Source organism: Brachyspira sp. (genome assembly GCF_050873525.1).
Taxonomy (GTDB): Bacteria; Spirochaetota; Brachyspiria; order Brachyspirales; family Brachyspiraceae; genus Brachyspira.
This window is the reverse complement of record NZ_JBNMIZ010000215.1, coordinates 1-4,526: the sequence shown is the minus strand read 5'-3', so window position 1 is coordinate 4,526 and position 4,526 is coordinate 1. Positions and strand designations below refer to the sequence as shown.

Annotated in this window: 5 protein-coding genes; all 5 read right to left on the bottom strand. The window is 31.7% G+C overall.

The features are described from left to right. Positions 1 to 38: 38 nt before the first annotated feature. Positions 39 to 1,082 carry a 3-deoxy-7-phosphoheptulonate synthase gene (aroF, locus tag ACR0QS_RS11420; RefSeq protein WP_432633574.1) on the bottom strand — a complete coding sequence of 348 codons (1,044 nt, stop codon included), beginning with the start codon at positions 1,080 to 1,082 and terminating at the stop codon, positions 39 to 41. 183 nt (positions 1,083 to 1,265) lie between these two features. Beyond that, positions 1,266 to 2,096, bottom strand: a complete 831-nt coding sequence (locus tag ACR0QS_RS11415; protein ID WP_432633573.1) for a hypothetical protein — start codon at positions 2,094 to 2,096, stop codon at positions 1,266 to 1,268. A gap of 79 nt (positions 2,097 to 2,175) precedes the next feature. Beyond that, positions 2,176 to 2,937 carry an ankyrin repeat domain-containing protein gene (locus tag ACR0QS_RS11410; protein ID WP_432633576.1) on the bottom strand — a complete coding sequence of 254 codons (762 nt, stop codon included), beginning with the start codon at positions 2,935 to 2,937 and terminating at the stop codon, positions 2,176 to 2,178. A 32-nt stretch (positions 2,938 to 2,969) separates the two neighbouring features. Next, on the bottom strand, positions 2,970 to 3,752 hold the full coding sequence (locus ACR0QS_RS11405; RefSeq protein WP_432633572.1) for a uracil-DNA glycosylase: 783 nt from the start codon (positions 3,750 to 3,752) through the stop codon (positions 2,970 to 2,972). A 29-nt stretch (positions 3,753 to 3,781) separates the two neighbouring features. Then, on the bottom strand, positions 3,782 to 4,522 hold the full coding sequence (locus tag ACR0QS_RS11400) for a hypothetical protein (protein WP_432633575.1): 741 nt from the start codon (positions 4,520 to 4,522) through the stop codon (positions 3,782 to 3,784). Between the last annotated feature and the right edge of the window lie 4 nt (positions 4,523 to 4,526).

Genomic DNA, 4,526 nt, shown 5'->3' with positions numbered 1-4,526 from the left:
CGATTTTTATTTTAAACAATAATTTTTAATAATATAATTTATTTAGTATAAACTCTGCCACCATGTTTAGCTTTTATCTTATCCACAGTTTCGCTAATCATATTTACCGCTTCCATTATTTCGCTAAATACTTCTGGTTTGATTGACTGTGCGCCATCGCATAAAGCATGTTCAGGGTCGTTATGAACTTCTATTATCATTCCGTCCGCTCCAGCAGATAAAGCCGCTAATGTCAAAGGCATTGCCATCCAAGATTTTCCGCTCGCATGCGAAGGGTCGCCTATTACGGGTAAGTGGCTCATTCTTTTTATCATGGGAATTGCGCTAACATCAAAAGTATTACGAGTATAATTTTCAAATGTTCTTATTCCTCTTTCGCATAAAACCACATCGCTATTGCCTTTATCCAAAATATATTCCGCGCTCATTAACCATTCTTCCATTGTATTTGCAAGTCCTCTTTTTAATAGAATCGGTTTTTTTAATTTTCCCACTTCTTTTAATAATTCAAAATTCTGCATATTTCTTGCTCCAATTTGAATCATATCGACTGTGTTATCGAATTCTTCCAAATGACGAATTGAAACGATTTCACTTACGATTGGAATTCCAACTTCTTCTTTGACAAGTTTCAAAATTTTAAGTCCGTCCAAAGCCAAACCTTGAAACGCGTAAGGTGAAGTTCTTGGTTTGAAAGCTCCGCCTCTCAATATTAAAGCTCCCGCGGATTTTACGCTTTTTGCGATATTTATAACCTGCTCTTCGCTCTCAACGGAACAAGGTCCCGCAATAATAACGGGTTTTTTCTCTCCGATTTTCACGCCCGAAACATTAACTATAGTGTCTTCTTTTTTGAAAGCTCTATTCGCTCTTTTGAAAGGCTCTTGAACTTTTAAAACTCTCGCCACGCCGGGCAAAGTCGATATTAGCTCTCTGTCTACTTTTGAAGTATCGCCGACTATACCGATAACGGTGCAGTCAACTCCGACTATTTTATTCGTTCCAAGTCCCGCGTTAATTAATCTTTCGGTAATATTGTTTATATATTCCTCTTTCGCGTTCGGTTTCATTACTACTATCATAATTTATCTCCTTTTGTTTGATTTTTAAAATGTTTTTTATATTTTTTAATTTAAATTGTTTTTTGAAAATGAATACTTTGGCGTCTAAACGCCAAAAAACGGAAAGCCAAATCGAATGCCGTAAACTAAAATATTTTTAATATTAACCGTCATAATTTTATTATATATTCCCATAAATAAATTTTAATCTATTATAAAAACCACTTTACAATTTTTCAAAGCGTTTTTCAATCTAGTTCCGCTCATTATTATGCTTGCGTCTTCGTTTCCTATAACCAAATCGCCCGCAAGTCTTCCTCTCGTTCTCCAAGCAACTACATTATAAGGATTTTCTCCCAACACATTTTTAATATTTTCGTTAGTTAAATAAGAATTTGTGGAATATGTTATATAGCCGTTTGTTGATGCGACATTTTTATCTATATAAGCTATATCGTAAATAGCGTTTCCGTCCTCATCGTAAACGGTTGGAAATAAAGAAGGATTAAAACCTATATTCCTTGCGTCTATAACCAAACTGTCATAATCTTTTCCCGCATCGAAATAAGTCACTATCGGTTCGGTTTTATAAGAATTGACGCTTCTAATAAAATCGGAAATCAAATTATTCGTTATAATATCCAAAGCCATAAGAACTTTAACGCTCGTTCTTGTCGGATAAGAAACTCCCAAAAGTCTCGCGTTATTTAGCGCGTCCATGATTTTTTCCGTTAAATCTTTATCGTTTTCAATCAAATTATATATAGTAAAATCGCTGTTTATAGAAACTCTCGCCAAAGTATCGTATAAAGTTTTTACGGTTTCTTCTTCCGCCTGCTGCTGCAATATTAAAAAAGATTCGGGCTGCAATACTTTATCGGTAATCATATCCGCCGTTGCGTCCGCATAAATTGTGTATGTGGTATAATCGACTCTTCCCGCTCCCGTATTAATCAATATATCGTTATTTGCCGTATATTGAGCGAAAAGAAACATATTTATTATAATAAACAGTAAAACAACTTTAATATTCATATTTACTCCGATATGCTATTAAATATTTTCGGATTATTGGAAAATTTTTTAAATATATTTTTAACTATATATTCTTAAGCTATTTCTTTTCTAATTTTTTTAAATAAGTCGACAAATTATTATAGCCGTTATATTTTAAAACTTCATGAGCCTTTAGCCCGATTGAATTTGTAGTCGAATAATCAATATTTTTATAAATTAAATATCTTGCCACGCTTATTTTTGTTGCAAAAAATATGGCGTTTTGTCCCCAGTCGTCTTTTTCGTTTATATCGACTTCAATATCTTCTACCAAATATTTTATGAGTTCCAAATTTTCGCTTTCAACCGCATACATTAAAATCGTTTTCCCGAAAATATCTCTTTTCTTTATGTCGCTTCCGTTTTTTATCAATAATTTAACAGAATTCAAATTTCCAAATTCGCATGCATAAAATAAAGCGGTTTTTCCTTTATTATCCGCAATATTCAAATCGGCAGTATTATTATTCAAAAGCAAATTGATTATATATGGATAATCCGCCGACAAAATCAAAGTGTTCTCTCCGTTATTATTGGTAATCGAAATATCGGCGTCATTAAGCAAAATATAATCTGCCAAATCATAATATCCCAAAGAAACGGATTTCATTAATAAAGTATTTCCTTCGCTGTCCGTTATATTTATATCGCCACCGTTTTCCAAATATAAAGAAATATTTAATATCATATCTTTAACGCTGTCTTTATTGTTTATTTTATCGAATATGTTCGGTTTTTCTGGGAGATTTGAATTTTGAATTTTATTAATTTCGTTATTATAATCGTTTGAATTTGCAAAAAGAAAATTTTGAAAAAAAATATTTATAATAATTATAATAAAAAAATAAACTATCAATTATTCTCCGAAATATTATTCAATTCTTTTAACATAAATTCAAAATCGCTTATTACTTTCGTTTCTTCTTTTTGATTTCTCAAAACATAAGCGGGATGATATGTTGCGATTACTGGAACATCTTTATCTTTATTTTTGTAATAATGAACCGTATTTCTCGCTTTTCCAAAAGGAGTTTTCAAATCGAATTCGATTAAATTCCCGAATCCATGTCTTCCGAGAGCGCATATTATTTTTGGATTAAGTATTTCAAGCTGACGAACAAAAAAGTTTCGGCAATTTATTTTTTCTTCTGGCAAAGGGTCCCTGTTTTCTGGCGGACGGCATTTTAATGCGTTCATTATATAAAAATTGTATTTATTTATTTTAAGTTCGTCAATCCATTTGTCTAAAAGTTTTCCCGCTCTTCCGACAAACGGAAATCCCAATCTATCCTCGTCCGCGCCTGGAGCTTCTCCCACAAAAACTATATCTGGATTTTCATCGCCTCGTCCGAATACGACATTCAATCTCGACTTGCATAATTTTTCGCATTTCATACATTCCTTTACTTCCAAATATATTTTCTTTAATTCTTCGTTTTTAATTTCAATATCATTATTTGTATTATCATTAATTTTATTCATTGTTCCGACTTTTTTATTTTTATTTGGATTATTTGAATTAGTTTTTTTATTTTTTAGAATAATTTTTTTATTTTTGTCTATATTAATCGTATCCGAAAATTTTATTTTATTCTGCCATAAAAAATATTCTTCAGTCATGTTTATTTTTTTCATTGTAAATTATAAATCGTTTATTAAATTAATTATAAAAATCTATTAAAATCAAAAGTATAGGAAACATAAGCTCCAATTCCGCAATAGAAACCGCTTGCAAACTGTTCGCAGTAAATACTAAAATTCAAAGATAAACTCGCCTCATTATTCAAAACCAAATAAATTCCCGGTCCCAAATGATTCAAATAAAGAGTAGCCTTATTATAAAAATCGTAAGCAAAATGATATTCCAAATATATTCCCGCCAAAGAAAAACCGAATAAAGAACCGGGATATACTCCGACTGCAAATTTTAATCTTATAGATTCAACGACTCCTCTCGGGTCCTTAAAATACATTGGAAGTTCCAAATTTGCAAACATAGTGAAAAAATCGCCCATACCTATCAAATAATGCAGTTGAGGATTGATTCCAAATTTCTGTTTTGAAGAACCTGGAAATAAAAATTCAACCGCTCCTATGAAACCGTTAAAAAACTGGTATCTCGGCATAATCGAAAATTGAGGCTCTCCTTCAACTCCGACTCCAACTTTCGGTATATATGTGATTGGAAGAACTCTCGCAAATATGTCGAAATTTCTCAACACTCCGTAATTAAGCATTATCGGACTCGATAAAGTATATTCTTTACTTCCTTTTTTTATTCTAGAATTATCCAAATAAAGAGTTCCGCCAAGTCTTAAAGCTCCCGTCATTCCCGTATACATTTTGTAAGGAAAAGAATAGGCAAGCGCCGATATAAATAGAAACAATATAATATATTTTTTCATGTAT